Genomic DNA, 17,126 nt, shown 5'->3' on the forward strand with positions numbered 1-17,126 from the left:
TTAACGATATGGATTCTAACGAACAGCATCAAGAATTTAAAGGCTCCTCGTTTGTGGTTGCGCTCCGCACCAGTCTGGTATTTATCGTATTATGCGGTATCCTGTATCCGTTGGTTTGTACCGGTATCGCGCAATGGGTCATGCCGGCTCAGGCGAATGGCAGTCTGATTAAAGATGCGTCAGGTAAAGTCGTGGGTTCCGAGTTAATCGGGCAAAATTTCACTGATCCCAAAACCTTTCAAGGACGTGTTTCTTCTATAGAGAATAACGGCGCGGGTTCCGGATCCAATAACTATGCTCCATCCAATCCGGATTTGTTGAAGCGAACGCAGGAGTCGATCAATGCCTGGAAGATTGCGAATCCGGGTGTGCCTGTGAGTCAACTGCCGATCGCGTTGATTACGAATTCCGGTTCAGGTCTGGATCCGCACATTACGCCGCAGTCGGCGGAAGTGCAAATTCCGAGGATCAGCAAGCTGACCGGTGTTCCGCAAGAGGAATTGCTGGAACTGGTGAAGAAGCATACCGAAAGTCGGGACTTGGGCGTGTTTGGCGAACCGCGGGTTAACGTACTGAAAGTAAACATTGATTTAAAAACGATGTTGAAATAAAGAGCTTTTGTCTTAGGTAGGGGGAGGGGATCGCATGGGTACGGAAGGGTTCAGGCGCCGAACGCCGGAGGAATTGCTGTTGTCGATCTCCAAGCTCCACCGGGGACGATTGAAAATTTATATCGGCGCCGTGAGCGGCTCCGGCAAGACGTATCATATGCTGCGGGAAGGCTGTGCCTTGCGCGAACGGGGCATTGATGTGGTGATCTGTGCCGTGTCGACCAGGCAGCGCGAACAAACCAAGCTGCAGCTGGGCTCTCTGGAACGGGTACCCAGCATTCATTGGTTTAATGAACAAGGTGAAGAGAAGAAGGATCTGAATGTGGATGCGTTAATTCAGCGTAATCCCGAAGTGGTTCTTGTGGACGGTCTCGCTCATCGGAATCGCGCGGAGGCTGCTTATCCTACACGGCTGGATGATATTAAGGTACTGCTGGAGCACGGAATCAGTGTGTTCACGACCGTGAATGTGTACGAGCTGGAAGGCGCGACGGAGCTCGCGATGAAGCTTACGGGCATTCAAGCGGAAGCAACCGTCCCGTCGGACACGATGGATCTGGCGGATGAAGTCCGCCTGATTGACGTCTCCCCGGAGACGATCCTGCAGCGCTTGTCGGACGGCAGCCTCGGCAGCCGCGCCGACAAGGAACAGCCCATGTTCCGCCGAGGCAACTTGGGCAAGCTGCGCGAGCTCTCGCTGCGGCTCGTTGCCGAAGGCGTGAACGAGTCGCTGGAGAAGTACCGGGAAGAGCAGGGACTGCTCGGACCCTCCGGTGCCGCGGAGCGCATTCTTGTATCGACCCAGTACCACTGGAACGGGTCGATTTATATCCGGCGCGGGCAACAAATTGCCAAGCGGCTGAACGGCGACCTGCGCGTGGTCACCTTCGTGAACCCGAAGCGGGAGCTGTCTAAAGAAGCGGCCGCGTTCAAGCGGTCGATGATGAAGTTGTCCGAGAAAGTCGGCGCGCCGTTCGAGGAGTTGCCCCTGCACGCGGTGCGCGGGTTGCCGCGCAAGCTGGTTTCTTATGCGGTCGAGCACAATGTGAGCAGGTTATTGCTGGGTCATTCGAAGCTGACCCCTTGGCAGGAGTTTTGGAGAGGTTCTGTCGTGAGCCGTATTCTGCAGTATACGCAGAACGTCGACATCTTCATCATTGCGGATCGCGCGGAACAGGACGGTGAACGAATCCTGCCGACCAAGAGTGATCCGGGCGGTATTGCGGATATGGAGCCTTATCGCCGGCTGAATTCAGAAGAGGTCAGGGAGAAGATCGGCCGGATGCGGCGCGGTAAGTTCAAGGTTTATATCGGTGCGGCCCCGGGTGTCGGCAAAACCTACACGATGCTGCGGGAAGGCAACGATCTGCTGGCGAAGGGCATTGATGCAGTCATCGGATTGCTGGAAACGCACAATCGGCAGGAAACCGCGGACCAAGAGGGCGCACTCCCTGTGATACCCCGTTCCCGAAACGAGTACAAAGGCACGGTGCTGGAGGAAATGGACACCGATGCCATCCTGAAGCGAAACCCGGAGGTCGTGCTGGTCGATGAACTTGCCCATAACAATGTGCCGGGCAGCAGGTATCGCAAGCGGTATGAAGATATTATGCGCATCCTGGAAGCGGGCATATCGGTCATTTCCACCGTGAACGTGCAGCATCTGGAGAGCTTAAACGACGCGGTGGAGCAAATCACCGGAGTTCGCGTTCGTGAAACGGTACCGGACAGCATCCTCCAGTCAGCGGATGAGATTCAACTCATTGACGTGGCGCCGGACTCCTTGCAGCAACGAATGCGGGAAGGCAAGATTTATGCCATGAACAAGGTCGAGCAGGCATTGGGCAACTTTTTCAAGAGAGGGAATCTGATTGCTCTGCGGGAACTGGCCTTAAGGGAGATCGCGGATGATGTGGATGAACGTTTAGAGTCTTATGAGCGGGAGAACTCCCTGCGGGGGCCATGGCGGCGGCGCGAAGTGATTGTCGTCAGTGTGACCACCAGCTTGAATGCCGAACGTCTCATCCGGCGCGGGTTTCGGATTGCCCATCGGTTGAAGGCGGACTGGTATGTCACCTATATTCATGACCTGCCGGAATTGAGCGAGGAGTTAAGCTTGCGGATTCGCAAGATGGAGGATATGACGGCGAAACTAGGCGGTAAATTCAAGCTTTGTCATACGCCCCACCGCCGTAAGCGCGCCATGAGACTCATCGCTTTGGCTGACGAAAATGCAGCGACCCAGATCATTGTCGGCCAATCGAAGCGGACGTTGTGGGAACGATGGACCCGCGGTTCGGTCGTCCAGGGCCTATTGCGGCATGCGAGGCATATGGACTTGTTGGTGGTAGCGGATTATGAACCTATACTTCAAGTGGAAAAAGGTGCGAGACCCTAACGTCATGATTGGCTGCTTCATGGTGCGGGTAATATCTCTTCATAAGAAGGTGTGGTTTTACATCTGAGAGGAGATCTATAATATGAAGAATCATATTGTCGGCGTATTTGAGAGTGAAGCTCAAGCAGTGGAAGGCATCGAAAGTTTAAAGCGTAACGGTATCCATACCGATCATATCTCGGTCATTGCCAAAGATGGCGACGTTTCAGCATCTGTTGAGGGTCAGACGGGAGCCGAGCACGTGGAACATCCGAAATCGGGCGCCGTACTGGGCGGTGTGATTGGCGGTGGTGCGGGGCTGTTCGCGAGCGTAAGCACCTTGGCGATTCCCGGCATCGGGCCGTTGCTGGTGGGAGGCGCGCTTGCCGCCACGGTAGCCGGCGCGTTCATTGGTTCCGCGGCGGGCGGTTCCGCAGGCAACCTGACGGAGCTTGGCATTCGGGAGGATGAGGCCAAGCATTATGACGCGGATTTACGGGCTGGCCGCATTCTCGTCATCGCCGAGGCGGCGGACAATCAGGAGGCGCGCGCGGTCAAAGCGCTGACGGATGCGAAGGCGGTCAACGCCGAGGCGTTGCAGGCGGCGCTGTAGTCTTCAAGAACCATTGTCTTTGGGCGATGGTTCTTTTTTTTTGCGTGCGGAGTAGCAGTCAATGTCATCAGAGGCAGGTCTCTAACACTTGAATCTTCTAAGGAACTCCAGTAACGCTAATGGCGGAAAATCAACACATTCTAGATTCTAAGGAACTCCAGTAGCGCTAAAGTGTTTGAAGGGATGTTGAATGGGTGAATTCGGTGGAATAGCGTGTCTGGGGTTCGTTAGCATGAAAAAATGGGCTAAATTGGAACAATAAGACCGCTGGAGTTCGTTAGAAAATTAGGGTAATTATAATCAGCAACCGGCAACAGGCATCCACATTTTGTCACAGAGAAGTATTCGTGTATGTTAATATCCTTATGTGGAGGCTTGTCTGCCCCGCAATCTAAAGTAGACGATTTTATCCCTCTTTTATCGAAATATGGACCTGCCGAACTATACAGCCAACTTCTATAATGAAGATGTAGCAAACAAATACTATGGTTAACCTGGGAGGGTACAGAAAGAATGAAAAAGAACCTACTTATGCTTCTAGTTCTGTTTCTGGCATGTTCCGTCGTGCTGGCGGGCTGCGGTAACGGCAACAACGGCGAGAACGCCAAGAACACGAATACCGCGAACGAGCCGAAAGCCGAAGAGCCGAAAACGGAAGAACCGAAAGCGGAAGAGCCTGCGGCCGTGGAGCCGTTCACCGTTTCCCTTCGCCACATCCAGATCGGGGATGCACAGAAGAATCGTAAAGCCATCCTGGACGATGTTGTAAAGAAAACCGAAGAAGAAGTGCCAGGTCTGAAATTCGAGCTTGACGGTGTGGAAGACAGCGTTAACCGCTTCACAAAGCTTCCTGCCGAGATGGCTGCCGGAAACCCTCCTAAGATTTTCGACTTGTTCGGCGGCGCGGGAGACGCTCTGAAATTCGCGAAAGCGGGACGCCTTCTGGATCTGACACCAATTATTGAAGAACTGGGCATTAAAGATAAATTCCTGAACCTGAACCAATTCACCTTGGACGGCAAAGTATACGGTCTTCCAATCGGCGGTTCCTCTGAAGGTTTCTACTACAATCAAGCGATGTTCGAAAAGTACGGCTTGAAGGTTCCAACAACTTGGGCTGAGCTTGAAACCGCAGCAGAAACACTGAAGAAGAACAACATTACTCCATTCGCGAGCGGTTCCAAAGCGGCGTGGGTACCGAATATGCTTGTAAACACACTGATTGGCCGCTATGCGGGACCTGAATCCATCGACGGTTTCGCGCAAGGCACAGCGAAGTGGAATTCCCCTGAAGTCGTAGCCGCTTATGCGAAATACGAAGAGTGGGTGAAGAAAGGCTATTTCACTAAAGGTGAGCTTGGCAAAGAGTACGCGGATCAAATGAACGAATTCGTTCAAGGTAAAGCGGGTATGCTGTTCGACGGATCCTGGAGATCCTCCGTATTTAAAGACGAGGCGCAAGCATTTGCTCTGACTAATAAAACAGGCTACTTCGCAATGCCGGCTGTTGACGGCGGCAAAGGCGACCAAACCTTTATCAACGGTAACTACTCCAACGGTTACGGCTTCTCCGCAGATCTGAAAGAGAACGAACTTACAGCGGTTAAAGCGTTCATCAAAAACTTGTTCAACGAAGAAATGCAATTACGCGGTTTGCTGGAAGACGGATTGCTTCCTTCCATCCAATTGTCTGATGCTGCTATGGGTCAAGCAACAGATCCAATCGTGAAGCAAGTGCTGGATACTTACAAAAATGCCAAGGGCGCATTCTCTCACTTTGACTCGACGATCCAATCCGATGTATACAAAGAGACTGAAGCTGAGCTTCAAAAGTTGATCGCAGGCAAAACAACGGCGCAAAAAGTCGGCGACGCAATCCAAAAAGCGCAAGACGCGGCAAACGCGAAGAAATAATCTCGGCAAAGCAAGCAGCAAACTTGATAAAGAAGCGCCGCCCTCCCGAGCGGGGGTGGCGCTTTCTCTATCCTGAAGGGAGTATACAATATGAAAAATACACTAAGAAATCCCTATGTTTATCTCATGTTCATCGTGCCGACATTGGTTCTGTACTTTCTGTTCTTTATCTACCCGATGCTGCAATCCGTATACTACGGCTTCACCGATTGGAATGGGTTGGACGAGAAAAACTTTGTAGGATTTGAAAACTTTGTTACCGCTTTTTCGGATGAAGTGTTCCGGCAATCCATCTGGAACAACGTCATCTTCATTCTGTTCTCCGTATTCATTCAAGTGCCGCTCATCATTTTCTTTGCGATCTTAATCAGTAACGTCACCAAGCTGCAAGGCTTGTACAAAACAACCGTGTTCATGCCCTCCATCTTGTCCACCTCGGTCATCGGGATCCTGTGGGGATTCTTGTACGAGCCGGAAGAAGGCATCATTAACGGCTTCCTGGGCCTGTTCGGCGTTCCGGATATTTATTGGTTGGCTGAGGAAAAATGGGCTATGCTCGCGATTCTGATTACAAATGCTTGGCAGTGGATGGGTTTCTTTATCGTGTTGATTTTGGCGGCCATTCTGGCGGTGCCCAGGGAAATTAACGAAGCGGCCGGCATCGACGGAGCAACCGCGTTCCAACGCGCCTGGTATTTAACCGTTCCGCTCATTAAACCGATTATCTCGGTCGTTGTGATGCTTTCTATTGCAGGGGCCATGAAAGTCGTGGATATCGTTCTGGTTATGACGGACGGCGGTCCGATCAACTCCACAGAGGTGATGGCCTCCTACATGGTGCATGAATCCATTTCAAATGGTAAATACGGCTATGGAACGGCTCTGTCCATTATCATCTTCGCGTTTGCTTTAGTTCTGACAGCCCTGTACCAGCTAACCATCGGAAGAAATCAGGAAAGGATTGAATACTAATGCCGACTGCGTTGAAAAAAACACTGCCTCACGTCGTACTGCTAACGTATGTGGCGCTCATTCTTATTCCTTTCTTATTTGTTCTGATTTCATCGTTTAAAGAAAGTAACTTGGAAATTGTTACGAATCCTTTTGGCCTGACGGGAAAATTATCTGTCGACAACTATGTGGAAGCCTGGACGAAGGCGAAGATTAATGTTTATTTCTTCAACAGCTTATATCTGTCAGTTTCCTCCTCCATCGTCGGGGTGTTATTGGCGGCAGGTACGGCATTCGCTTTAACCCGTATGAAATTCATTACCGCAAGCAAGTGGATTTACCAGTTCGTGCTGATCGGCATGCTGATTCCCGGCAATGTGTTATTTATTGCGCAATATATGCTGGTGCGGGATTTGAACATCCTCAACACCCACTGGTCTTTGTTCCTGCCTTACACGGCCGGAGCTTTACCGCTCAGCGTATTGCTGGTAGCCGCTTTTATGCGCGCGATTCCCAATGAACTTGAGGAAGCATCCATCATGGACGGATTGAGCGCGGTGGGTCTTTTTGTTAAGATTATTTTACCTTTAACGGTGCCTGCGTTGGTCACGGTGTTTATCATCAACTTCCTCGGCAACTGGAATGAATATCTGCTCGCGAACTTCTTCATCAGCAAAGACAGCCTGAAGACGCTTCCTACCGGGATGGTCGGCTTCCGCGACTCGTATCAGACGAACTACAAGCTCATCTGCACAGGCATTGTGTACAGTGTGACGCCGGTTCTGATCGTGTACGCTTTCCTGCAAGAGAAGATTATCGAGGGCATTACGGCCGGCAGCGTCAAAGGATAACGGACTTAAAGGAGCAGTGAACTTAACCTATGAGGCTTCGCACGAAATTGTTTACTGCTTTCTTCGGGCTCATTATTCTGCCTATCTTCCTGTTAGGCGTAACGGCTTACTTTTTCCTGTCGGATTTGATTGAGCAGAAGTATTCCCGTCAAGCCGAACTGACGCTTCGGGCGCTCAGCCAGAGTGTCGAGTTTATTTTTCATGAGATGAACAAGGTGACGGACAGTACCATCGCGAGCACCGCCGTTCAGCAAGTGCTGGACAGCCGCGGCTACCCGTCCGAAACGGATCTCACCGAAATTGACTACCTGGCGCTCAATGATATTCAGCGGAATTTCCGCGAGCTGCTGGTGAATCATCCTTCCGTGAGCTACGCGTTCATGTATTCTCTGGACGGCATGCGAATTAACAAAATTTATTCCAAAGACCGCTTTAACGCGATGCCGTTTGATGTATTTAAGGAGCAGCCTTTGTACAGGGAAGTGCTTGAGCGCAACGGTCTGCCCAAGTGGGTAGGACCCTTCGAATCGCCGCAGTTGACGGGGCTTGAACCGGTATTTACGCAAATTCGGGTCGTTAAAGACATTAATACTTTAGATAACAAAGGAATTTTGCTCACACAGATTAAGAATTCAGGTTTGCAAAGCTTGTTCCGCTATTTCAGCTTCAAACAGCATGTGTATCAGACCCGTTTCTTTATTGTTAATGAACGAGGACTGATCCTGTTCGACAGTTCGGATAAAGCGCATGGACGCCAAATGAACGAATTCACCGAGGATTCTATGGATATGGGCGAGGGTTATCAGAGCGGACGGGTTACTTTTGCCGGGAATGACAGTATTCTGTCTTCGATAAACTTCGGGGATGAGCGCTGGCATCTCGTGTCCGTGGCGTCCTGGAGCTCGCTGGCCTCTGAAATCAATCAATATTCCAAGTGGGTCGCCGTCATCATCTCGTTCTGTTTATTATCAGCCTTCGTGTTTATCCTGTTCTTCGTTAACCGAATCGCCAAACATATTATCCGGATCGTTCGCTTCATGGGGCGCGTGGAGAGCGGCGAGATGAACATTCGTGTACCGCAGAGCGGCAAGGATGAGCTCGGTTTGCTTTCCAAAGGCTTGAACAGCCTGATCGAGCGGGTACAGGAACTGCTTGGACGAGTGAAGAAGGAGCAGGAGCAGAAGAACAAGGCGGAGATGAGGGTGCTGCAGGCGCAGATTAAACCGCATTTTCTGTTCAATACGCTGGAGTCGATTAATGCGCTGGCTGTGCAAAATGACGGCAAGAAAGTCAGCCAAATGGTGTTGCGTCTGGCTAATATTTTGCGGATCAGCATCTTGGGCAATGAGGAGATTACGCTGAAACAGGAAGTGGATCATCTTAAGAGCTACCTGGAAATTCAGCAGTACCGGTTTGCGGAAGTATTCGATTATATCATCGACATACCCGAGGAATTGATGAGCTGCACGATTCAGAAGCTGACTTTACAACCGCTTGTGGAGAATTGTATTCAACACGGATTTGACGGGTTGACGCGTAGAGGCAGCATCATGATTCGCGCGGCGTCTTCGGAGGGGAAGTTGATACTGACGGTGGAAGATAACGGGATCGGTATCTCGGGCGAGATGCTGTCCCGGTTCCAATACATGCAGGCCGATGAGGAAGCGGCCGAATCAAGCCTCACCGTGAATCACATGGAACGCCGCGGCCTCGGTGTACGAAGCGTGGCGGACCGCATCCGCATTCAGTATGGCGACGCGTATGGTTTGCTCATCTGCTCTTCGGCGGGCGAGGGTACGATCATTCAATGCAAGATTCCGATGTATGAGTACGGGGAGTTTCGTGGGTAGGGAGTGCAATAGTGGCGTAAGTAACAAGAGTAGATTAGTGGCAGTGTGGCGTAAGTAGCAAGAGTAGATTAGTTGCAGTGTGGTGTAAGTAGCAAGAGTAGATTAGTGGCAGTAGTGGTAAAAGCAATATTGGCATTAATGGTGTTCAGCTAATATGATGCACGCGTCCGCTAACGAATGCTGATATCCTTAGCGGTGCTGGTCTGTTGCTTAGGTAACTTTAACGAATCGTGATAACGCTAATCGTGCTTATGAAGCTTTGGAAAGCGTTTACTTAATGGAATAGTAATATGAGGATTCGTTACATTTTGGAAATGGGATGAATGATATGTTTAAGGTTATGAGGATTCGTTAGAACCAGAGAATGGGTTCTATCGCATACTGAAAGGGGCGAACGGGATGAAGGTAAGCGCATTAACGCTCGAGGAGAAGGTTGGTCAGCTGTTTATGGTTGGTTTTCAAGGGACGAAGGTGACGGATGAAGTCCGCACGATGCTCGAGAAGTACCATGTCGGCGGCATCATCTATTTCCGCCGCAACGTGGGGGAGCTCGAAGAGATCGCGGCTTTGTCCTCCGACTTGCAACGCATCGGAGGGAAGGAGCTGCCTCTTCTAATCGCGATCGATCAGGAAGGCGGCATGGTGTCGCGGATCGACCGCGAGGTGACGCTTATTCCAGGGGCGATGGCGCTGGGTGCCGCCCGGGATGCGGATGCGGTCTACGAGACGGCGCGAATCAGCGGACGCGAGTTGCGCGAGCTCGGCATTAATATGAATTTTGCGCCGAGTGTGGATGTGAACAATAATCCGCTCAACCCGGTCATCGGCATCCGCTCCTACGGCGAGGAGCCGGAGCTGGTCGGCGAGCTGGGCGCGGCGGCGTCCGCGGGGTATCAGGAAGCGGGTGTGGCCGCGACCCTGAAGCACTTCCCGGGTCACGGCGACACGGACGTGGATTCGCACTTGGGTCTCGGGCTCGTTCCGCATGACGCGGATCGGCTGGAAGCGGTGGAGCTGCTGCCGTTCGTGCGCTGCATGGAAGCCGGCGTGGACGCGGTCATGACCGCGCACGTCGTGTTCCCCGCGTATGAACCGAACGGCGTGCCGGCGACATTGTCCCACAGCGTGATTACGGAGCTGCTGCGGAACAAGCTCGGCTATGACGGCGTCATCGTGACCGACTGCTTGGAGATGCATGCCATCTCCAAGGAGTACGGGATTCCGCAAGGCGCCGTCATGGCCGTAGAAGCGGGCGCCGACCTGGTGCTCGTGAGCCACACCTTCGCCGAGCAAGCGGCGGCGGTTGAGGCGGTCACGGCAGCGGTCCGCGCCGGGCGTATCTCCGAAGCGCGCATTGACGCTTCGGTAGGGCGCGTGCTCGCGCTGAAGGCGAAGCGCGGCATGGCTTCCGGCGCAGCCGCGGGCTCCGCCGCGCGGGGCGCGATTGGCGCGCCGGCGGACTGGGACGTGGTGCGCCGCGTCAGCGAACGCAGCATCACGCTCGTCAAGGACGAGGGTCAGCTCCCGCTGTCGGCGGGGGAGCGGACGCTCGTGGTGTGGGCGGAACCTCGGGAGTCGACCGAGGTGATCGAGATCATTGAGCAGGACGTGACGCTGGGCACAGCGTTGTCCGCTTATGTTGCCGATGTGCGCGAGATGCGCATCGGCCTGGATCCGGCATCATCCGAGATTGATGCCGTGTTGGCTGCCGCGGAGGGGTGCGCGCAGGTGGTCGTAGCCACGCACAACCCGGTTGCGCGGCTGGGGGCCGGCCAGGTCCGCCTCGTGGAGGCGCTGGCCGCAAGGGAAGGCGTGAAGCTGGTTGTCGCTTCCACGCGTAACCCGTATGACCTGATGGAGTTCCCTCAGGTCAAAACGTACTTATGCGCCTACGAGAACCGCCCGATGGCGATGCAGTCGCTCGCCAAGGTGCTGGTTGGGCGCATTCCGGCACAGGGGCGGCTGCCCGTTACGTTGTCGGAAGCTTACCCGTTCGGATGGCCGACGGCTCAAGCGGCAACGACGTAACTTCAACCGGCAACCCGTAATGGCTGTAACTCGCAATGGTTGCAACTCGTAATCCGCAATGGCTGTAACCCGCAATGGTGCAATTCACAACCCGCAACGCTCTAATTCGCAATGGTTGCAGCTCGCAACCTGCAGTGCCGTAACCTGTATGGGCAACCGGAATCGTTTTTACCCGTAACCCGTCATGAAGGAAACGAGTTACTCTCCTCGGTACCCGAAGTACGTTAATCATAAGTTAGTTTAGACACATCATATATATTAACGATACGGATTTCCTTCGTGTGCGCTCCCGGACGCATACGAGGGAAATCCGTTTCCTTATTCCAAGATTCCGCGGTGAACCTTACAAAAACAAAGAAAATCCGCGATCGCTCAGCGAAAAGAGTTACCTTAATATAATAAATCACGTCATCTCTCTACTTTTACAGACTAGACCGAACAGCCTGCGAGAACCGACTCACCTTATTGACAAGGGAGAAACCTCTCAGCTATAATTACTTTATATAACCAAGTAAACAGGTAGGTTATTAAGGGTATTAAATAGATCCACCGGACTGCCGGAGATCCGACAATTGTGTTGGGTCTCTTTTTTGTGTTGTCTGGCGGCTTATCTGCCGGCTTGACTGCACATTTACTATCCTAGACGCCCGTCATATCCTTTTTTCTAATTCCCCTATAGGAGGTCATATCATGTCCAAGCAACAACCACGCAGAGGCAAGTCCAACCCGGCGAACACGCAACAATTTCAAGGTGTTATCGGCCGTACCGTGGAGGATTCCGTTGCGGATTGGTCCGGCATCAGCCGAGCTGAAAAGGATTCGCCCAACGTTGTATTTATCGTATTGGATGACACGGGTTTCGCGCATCTGGGCTGCTATGGCTCGACGATTACGACCTCCAATCTCGATGATCTGGCCGCTAAGGGACTGCGTTACACCAACTTTCACACGAACTCGATGTGCTCTCCGACACGCGCGTCCCTCTTGACCGGGCGCAATTCCCACACGGCCGGTGTGTCCATGATTACGGAATTCCAGAACGGTTTCCCCAACGCCCGGGGCAAAATCAGCAAGCAAACCGGCACGCTGGCCGAGATTCTGAAGGAACAAGGGTATAACACCATCGCGGTGGGCAAGTGGCATCTGGTGCCGGGCGAGGAGCAGACGTTCGCGGGTCCTTTTGACGGATGGCCGACAGGGAAAGGCTTTGAGCATTATTACGGCTTCCTGAAAGGGGAGACGGACCAATACAACCCCGAATTGGTTTCCTATCATACGACCGTCAAACCGGGCAAATCCGCCGCGGAAGGGTACCATCTGACTGAGGATTTAACCGACAGGGCCATTGACTTTGTACGCAATCAAAAAGCGGCCGCGCCGCACAACCCCTTCTTCTTATATCTCGCTTACGGAGCGACTCATGCACCCCATCAGGCGCCTAAAGCATACATAGATAAATACAAAGGTAAATTCAATCAGGGCTGGGACGCGATTCGTGAAGAATGGTTTTCCCGGCAAAAGTCGCAGGGCGTCATCCCGCAGAATACGGAGCTGCCCGCCCGCAATCCTCTCGTTAAACCTTGGAGCGAGTTAGGCGAAGAGGAAAAGACGCTTTTTGCCCGCGCGCAGGAGGTGTTTGCGGGGTATCTGGAGCATACCGACGACCAGATCGGGCGGCTCACCGCGTATCTTAAAGAGATTGACCAATTCGATAATACGATTATCGTGTTGATCTCAGATAACGGAGCAAGCCCTGAAGGCGGACAGAACGGCACTTTGAACGAATATAAGCACTTTAACGGACTGCCTTCCGATCCCCGGGAGGACATCAAACGCATCGATGAGCTCGGGACAGAAACGGTCTATAACCATTATCCGTTGGGTTGGGCCCATGCGGGGAACACCCCGCTCAAATGGTACAAAACCTGGGTGCACGCGGGCGGCGTCAAGGATCCGCTTATAATTTCTTACCCTAACGGCATTCGTGACGGCGGCGGGGTGCGAAATCAGTATCATCATGTGACGGATATCGTTCCTACCGTATTGGAATTGCTCAATCTGGAAGCGCCCGCCAGTCTGGGCGGCGTTACCCAGAAACCGATTCAAGGCGTGAGTCTGGCCTACTCGTTCGACAATCCGACGGCCAAGTCCCGTAAGCAGACGCAGTATTACGAAATGCTGGGTCATCGCGCCATCTGGCATGACGGCTGGAAAGCGGTGACGAACCATGTGCCGGGCAGCTCGTTCGAGTCAGATCGCTGGGAGTTATACCACGAAGCCGAGGATTATTCCGAGAGCAGGGACCTATCCGCCTTGTATCCCGATAAGCTTCGGGAGTTGATCGAGCGTTGGTGGGCTGAAGCGGGCAAGTATGAAGTGCTGCCGATTGACGGGCGCACCATGATGGAGCGGGCATTCGACTCCAACCTGAACCGGCCGCTAAGTCCTCAGGCGCAAGAAGATGGGAAAGGGAACATTACGTTCCGTTTCAAGCCGTCGAATCTTCAGCTTCATGCGATGCAGGCGCCGTTCGTCAGCAATCGGGCGCATCGCATTACAGCCGAAGTGGAGCGGGCAGATCCCGACGAGCGGGGGGTATTGGTTGCGGACGGAAACCGGTTCGGCGGCTATGCGCTCTTCGTTCAGGATAACCGGTTGGTGTACCATTACAATTGGCTGGGTGAAGCGCATTACACGATTACTTCGGAAGCCATATTGCCGCTCGGATCGGTTACGGTAGAAGCCGAATTCACGCCGACCGGCGCACATGAAGGGACAATCACGCTTTACGTTCAAGGCGCAGCGGCGGGGCAAGGTGAAATTCGCACGGCGCAGCTGAAAGGGCCCGGTGTGTTTGCGGTTGGTACCAATGTGTTGTCACCCGTCAGTCCTGCTTATTCAGGCGAATTCCCTTATAGCGGCGTATTGAAAGAAGTTAGAATTCAGTATCGGGTACAGCATACCGATGCTGCCGAGCTGTTGGAGCTGGAGTTAGCCTCAGAGTGAAATTTTAGTGAAAAAAGGGTTGACGACTACATCCAACCGAGCTATAGTAATTAAAACACACTAAACCAGTAGGAATAGTTTAATATTAGCGGAAGCCGACCGAACAACCGGAGGCGCCTTACAGTTAAGTCTGTAACGGCGCCTTTTGCCGTTTCCGGAGCCAAATCCCATAACTTGTTGGAGGTGTACAATATGTCGCCATTATTGGAGATTCGTCATTTGCACAAAACGTTTCACGGTCAAGGCAGCAGCACACCCGCATTACGGAACATTGATCTCTCCGTGAAGGAGAAGGAGTTCGTAAGCATCATTGGTCCGAGCGGCTGCGGCAAAAGTACGTTACTGAAAATCGCGGCGGGCTTAGATACGGAATTTGAAGGCACGCTGCTGCTGGATGGGGCCAAGGTGGAGAAGCCTAGCAAGAATCAAGGATTTATATTTCAAGAGCACCGGTTGTTTCCGTGGTTAACCGTGGAGAAGAACATTGCGGCGGATTTATCACTCAGCGATCCGAATATTAAGGACAAAGTGCAGGATGCGATCCGGTTGGTGAAACTGGAAGGCTTCGAGAAGGCTTTCCCGAAACAACTTTCGGGCGGCATGTCGCAACGCGTCGCCATCGCTAGAGCGTTGATTCGCAAGCCGAAGGTGCTGCTCCTGGATGAACCGTTCGGCGCCTTGGACGCGTTCACCCGGCAGCATATGCAGGAAGTGCTGCTGGACATCTGGGAGACGAACCGAACGACGATGCTGTTTGTGACGCATGATATCGATGAAGCGGTATTTCTCTCGAACCGTGTGGTGGTCATGGGAGCCAGGCCCGGCACGATTAAGCGAATTCTTCCGGTGGATTTACCATATCCGCGGAAACGGACAGGGACGTCGTTTCAACAACTGCGGCAAGAGGTATTGGAGACGTTCGAGCATAACGATGAGCTGAAAGATGAGTTTGTAATATAGGGGGAACGTGAAATGAGCCACGCAACGAACGTAAAGAAACGGTTGGTCCAAGGAAAGCTGACAGCGATCCTGATCTTATTATTCGCTTCCATCGCGACGGGCTGCGGAAACGGAGAGGAGAAGGCTGCCGCTACGGCGTCAACGGATTCCAATGCGGCATCAGGCGCCAAAGAGAAATTCACCGTTAACATCGGTATTAATTCCGGTATCGGGGTGTTGGCGTTGGCCAAGGAGAAGGGATTCTTCAAGGAGGCTTATGCCGAAATTAACGCGGATGTCACGTTTGCGGATTTCCCGACAGGTCCGCCGCTCGTGGAAGCCGTTGCCGCGGAGCGTATTGACTTAGGGTACTTGGGGGACGCGGCGGCCATTGGCGCTTTGACCGGTAATATTCCGATTACGCTGCTTTCGCAAGTGTCCGACGGCAAGCAAGGTTTGAACCATCTGCTGGTTCACAAGGACAGCCCGATTCAGAAGGTTGAGGATCTGAAGGGCAAGAAGATCGCCCTGACGAAAGGCACAGTGTTCCACGTCTTTCTGGTGAAAGCGCTGAATCAGGTTGGACTGAAGGAAACGGATGTGGAGATCATTCATTTGCAGCCGGATGAGGGCCAACCCGCCTTTGAGTCCAAAGCGGTGGACGCGTGGATCATCTCCAATCCCTATGTCGGTCTGCAAGTGCAGAAGAACGGGGCTCAAATCATTGCCGACGGAGAAAGTCTGGATCTGCCCGCGCCTATCTTTAGTTTTGTCCGTAACGAATTTGCCGAGAAGCATCCCGAAGCCGTTGAAATTTTCCTGAAGGTGTTTAATGAAACGCTGGAATATGAGCGTAACCACAAGGATGAGGCGCTTGAACTGTATGCCAAGTTGAAGAAGGTTGACAAGCAAGTCATTGCCTCGGTGCTGAAGACTTCTCCATCCGTAAACACACCAATTTCGCCGGAAGTGGTTCAGTTCGAACAGAATACCGCGGATTTACTTTATGACCTTAAGTTTCTGAAAAAGAAAATTGAAATTGCGAAATTCATCAATAACGACTATGTGCAAAAAGTGAATGGAGGTAATCCCTAATGGCGATACCCAGCGATAAGTTGACCCCGCCGGTCATCAGCCCGGCAGCCAAGCCGGTTCCCGCGCGCCAACCGTCCGGCCGTACGAACCAGGGAAGCTCCCATCGTTCCAATCGCAAGTGGGCCGTAGCGCTGAAAGGTCTGCTGCTGCCGCTCACGTTGCTGCTTCTGTGGCAGACGGCGTCCTCCAGGGGTTGGCTATCGCCAACCATGCTGCCTTCCCCTATTTTGATCGCCAAGGAGTTCTGGCAATTGATCATCACCGGGGAGTTGTGGCTTCACCTGAGAGTCAGCGTGGTCCGCGCGGCATTGGGCTTTCTTCTGGGCGGATCGCTGGGCCTGGCTTTCGGCCTGGCTGTGGGTTTGTTCCGCAGAGCGGAGCATGTGTTTGATCCCTCAATCCAGATGTTGCGTACCATACCGCATTTGGCCATCACGCCCTTATTTATTCTTTGGTTCGGATTCGGCGAGTTATCGAAGGTGCTTCTCATTTCGCTTGGGGCCTTTTTCCCCTTATATGTAAATACGTTTCTAGGCGTTCGCAGTGTGGATTCCAAACTGTTTGACGTCGCGAAGGTACTGGAATTCAACCGGTGGAAGCAGTTAACGAAGCTTGTGCTGCCGGCCGCCTTGCCCAATGTGTTATTGGGTTTGAGGCTGTCCATCGGGATTGCCTGGCTGGGCTTGGTCGTAGCGGAACTGATGGGTTCGAGCGAAGGCATCGGGTACATGATTACGGATGCCCGTCAATTCAGCCGCACGGCGGTCGTGTTCGTCGGGATTATGCTCTTCGCGGTTGTAGGTAAACTGGCCGATTCCTTCGTGCGTTTGCTGGAGAATCGGTTGCTGCGTTGGCGGGATAGTTACAAAGGTTAAGCGTTCCATACCGCGT

The 17,126-nt window shown here is 52.8% G+C and carries 13 protein-coding genes; 12 read left to right on the top strand and 1 reads right to left on the bottom strand.

Features of this window, described 5'->3' with window-relative positions; all coding sequences use genetic code 11:
• Positions 1-8 precede the first annotated feature (8 nt).
• From kdpC to nagZ, 8 genes are all read left to right on the top strand, one after another.
• A complete protein-coding gene (gene kdpC / locus SY83_RS12375; protein ID WP_068606908.1) occupies positions 9-611 on the top strand; it encodes a potassium-transporting ATPase subunit KdpC in 603 nt (200 codons plus the stop codon).
• A 34-nt stretch (positions 612-645) separates the two neighbouring features.
• Positions 646-3,009, top strand: coding sequence for a universal stress protein (locus tag SY83_RS12380; protein WP_068606910.1), 2,364 nt, complete (start codon positions 646-648; stop codon positions 3,007-3,009).
• Positions 3,010-3,091: 82 nt separating this feature from the next.
• Positions 3,092-3,601, top strand: coding sequence for a general stress protein (locus SY83_RS12385; RefSeq protein WP_068606912.1), 510 nt, complete (start codon positions 3,092-3,094; stop codon positions 3,599-3,601).
• 513 nt (positions 3,602-4,114) lie between these two features.
• Positions 4,115-5,515 (top strand): extracellular solute-binding protein, encoded by a 1,401-nt coding sequence (locus tag SY83_RS12390; protein ID WP_068606914.1) that lies wholly within the window; start codon positions 4,115-4,117, stop codon positions 5,513-5,515.
• A gap of 90 nt (positions 5,516-5,605) precedes the next feature.
• A complete protein-coding gene (locus SY83_RS12395) occupies positions 5,606-6,487 on the top strand; it encodes a carbohydrate ABC transporter permease (RefSeq protein WP_068606916.1) in 882 nt (293 codons plus the stop codon).
• On the top strand, positions 6,487-7,317 hold the full coding sequence (locus SY83_RS12400; protein WP_068606918.1) for a carbohydrate ABC transporter permease: 831 nt from the start codon (positions 6,487-6,489) through the stop codon (positions 7,315-7,317). Before SY83_RS12395 ends, SY83_RS12400 begins: the two co-directional genes overlap by 1 nt.
• Positions 7,318-7,346: 29 nt before the next feature.
• The gene (locus SY83_RS12405) at positions 7,347-9,167 is read left to right on the top strand and encodes a cache domain-containing sensor histidine kinase (RefSeq protein WP_068606920.1); all 1,821 of its coding nucleotides are present in this window, start codon (positions 7,347-7,349) and stop codon (positions 9,165-9,167) included.
• Between the two features lie 399 nt (positions 9,168-9,566).
• Entirely contained in the window at positions 9,567-11,195 is a 1,629-nt protein-coding gene (nagZ, locus tag SY83_RS12410; RefSeq protein ID WP_068606922.1) for a beta-N-acetylhexosaminidase, read from the top strand.
• Here nagZ and SY83_RS23100 read toward each other — a convergent pair.
• On the bottom strand, positions 11,137-11,427 hold the full coding sequence (locus SY83_RS23100) for a hypothetical protein (protein WP_157279849.1): 291 nt from the start codon (positions 11,425-11,427) through the stop codon (positions 11,137-11,139). The two genes, nagZ and SY83_RS23100, sit on opposite strands and share 59 nt — an antisense overlap.
• 458 nt (positions 11,428-11,885) lie before the next feature.
• On the opposite strand from SY83_RS23100, the gene SY83_RS12420 reads away from it, so the two are divergent.
• The 4 genes from SY83_RS12420 to SY83_RS12435 all read left to right on the top strand — a co-directional run bounded on the left by SY83_RS12420 (position 11,886) and on the right by SY83_RS12435 (position 17,110).
• Positions 11,886-14,201: an arylsulfatase gene (locus SY83_RS12420; protein ID WP_068606926.1), complete on the top strand. Its 2,316-nt coding sequence runs from the start codon at positions 11,886-11,888 to the stop codon at positions 14,199-14,201.
• 192 nt (positions 14,202-14,393) lie between these two features.
• The gene (locus SY83_RS12425; protein WP_068606929.1) at positions 14,394-15,161 is read left to right on the top strand and encodes an ABC transporter ATP-binding protein; all 768 of its coding nucleotides are present in this window, start codon (positions 14,394-14,396) and stop codon (positions 15,159-15,161) included.
• A 12-nt stretch (positions 15,162-15,173) separates the two neighbouring features.
• Entirely contained in the window at positions 15,174-16,235 is a 1,062-nt protein-coding gene (locus SY83_RS12430) for an aliphatic sulfonate ABC transporter substrate-binding protein (RefSeq protein ID WP_068606931.1), read from the top strand.
• On the top strand, positions 16,235-17,110 hold the full coding sequence (locus SY83_RS12435) for an ABC transporter permease (protein ID WP_068606933.1): 876 nt from the start codon (positions 16,235-16,237) through the stop codon (positions 17,108-17,110). The genes SY83_RS12430 and SY83_RS12435 overlap by 1 nt, the downstream gene beginning before the upstream one ends.
• Positions 17,111-17,126 lie beyond the last annotated feature (16 nt).

This window comes from Paenibacillus swuensis (assembly GCF_001644605.1).
In the GTDB taxonomy this organism is placed as follows: domain Bacteria; phylum Bacillota; class Bacilli; order Paenibacillales; family DY6; genus Paenibacillus_N; species Paenibacillus_N swuensis.

Bases quoted from the DNA above. Each gene is read 5' to 3' on its own strand.
- SY83_RS12380 (WP_068606910.1), top strand. From the start codon at position 646: ATGGGTACGGAAGGGTTCAGGCGCCGAACGCCGGAGGAATTGCTGTTG.
- SY83_RS12400 (WP_068606918.1), top strand. From the start codon at position 6,487: ATGCCGACTGCGTTGAAAAAAACACTGCCTCACGTCGTACTGCTAACG.
- SY83_RS23100 (WP_157279849.1), bottom strand. From the start codon at position 11,427: ATGATTAACGTACTTCGGGTACCGAGGAGAGTAACTCGTTTCCTTCAT.
- SY83_RS12405 (WP_068606920.1), top strand. From the start codon at position 7,347: ATGAGGCTTCGCACGAAATTGTTTACTGCTTTCTTCGGGCTCATTATT.
- SY83_RS12385 (WP_068606912.1), top strand. From the start codon at position 3,092: ATGAAGAATCATATTGTCGGCGTATTTGAGAGTGAAGCTCAAGCAGTG.
- SY83_RS12430 (WP_068606931.1), top strand. From the start codon at position 15,174: ATGAGCCACGCAACGAACGTAAAGAAACGGTTGGTCCAAGGAAAGCTG.
- SY83_RS12425 (WP_068606929.1), top strand. From the start codon at position 14,394: ATGTCGCCATTATTGGAGATTCGTCATTTGCACAAAACGTTTCACGGT.
- SY83_RS12420 (WP_068606926.1), top strand. From the start codon at position 11,886: ATGTCCAAGCAACAACCACGCAGAGGCAAGTCCAACCCGGCGAACACG.
- nagZ (WP_068606922.1), top strand. From the start codon at position 9,567: ATGAAGGTAAGCGCATTAACGCTCGAGGAGAAGGTTGGTCAGCTGTTT.
- SY83_RS12435 (WP_068606933.1), top strand. From the start codon at position 16,235: ATGGCGATACCCAGCGATAAGTTGACCCCGCCGGTCATCAGCCCGGCA.
- kdpC (WP_068606908.1), top strand. From the start codon at position 9: ATGGATTCTAACGAACAGCATCAAGAATTTAAAGGCTCCTCGTTTGTG.
- SY83_RS12395 (WP_068606916.1), top strand. From the start codon at position 5,606: ATGAAAAATACACTAAGAAATCCCTATGTTTATCTCATGTTCATCGTG.
- SY83_RS12390 (WP_068606914.1), top strand. From the start codon at position 4,115: ATGAAAAAGAACCTACTTATGCTTCTAGTTCTGTTTCTGGCATGTTCC.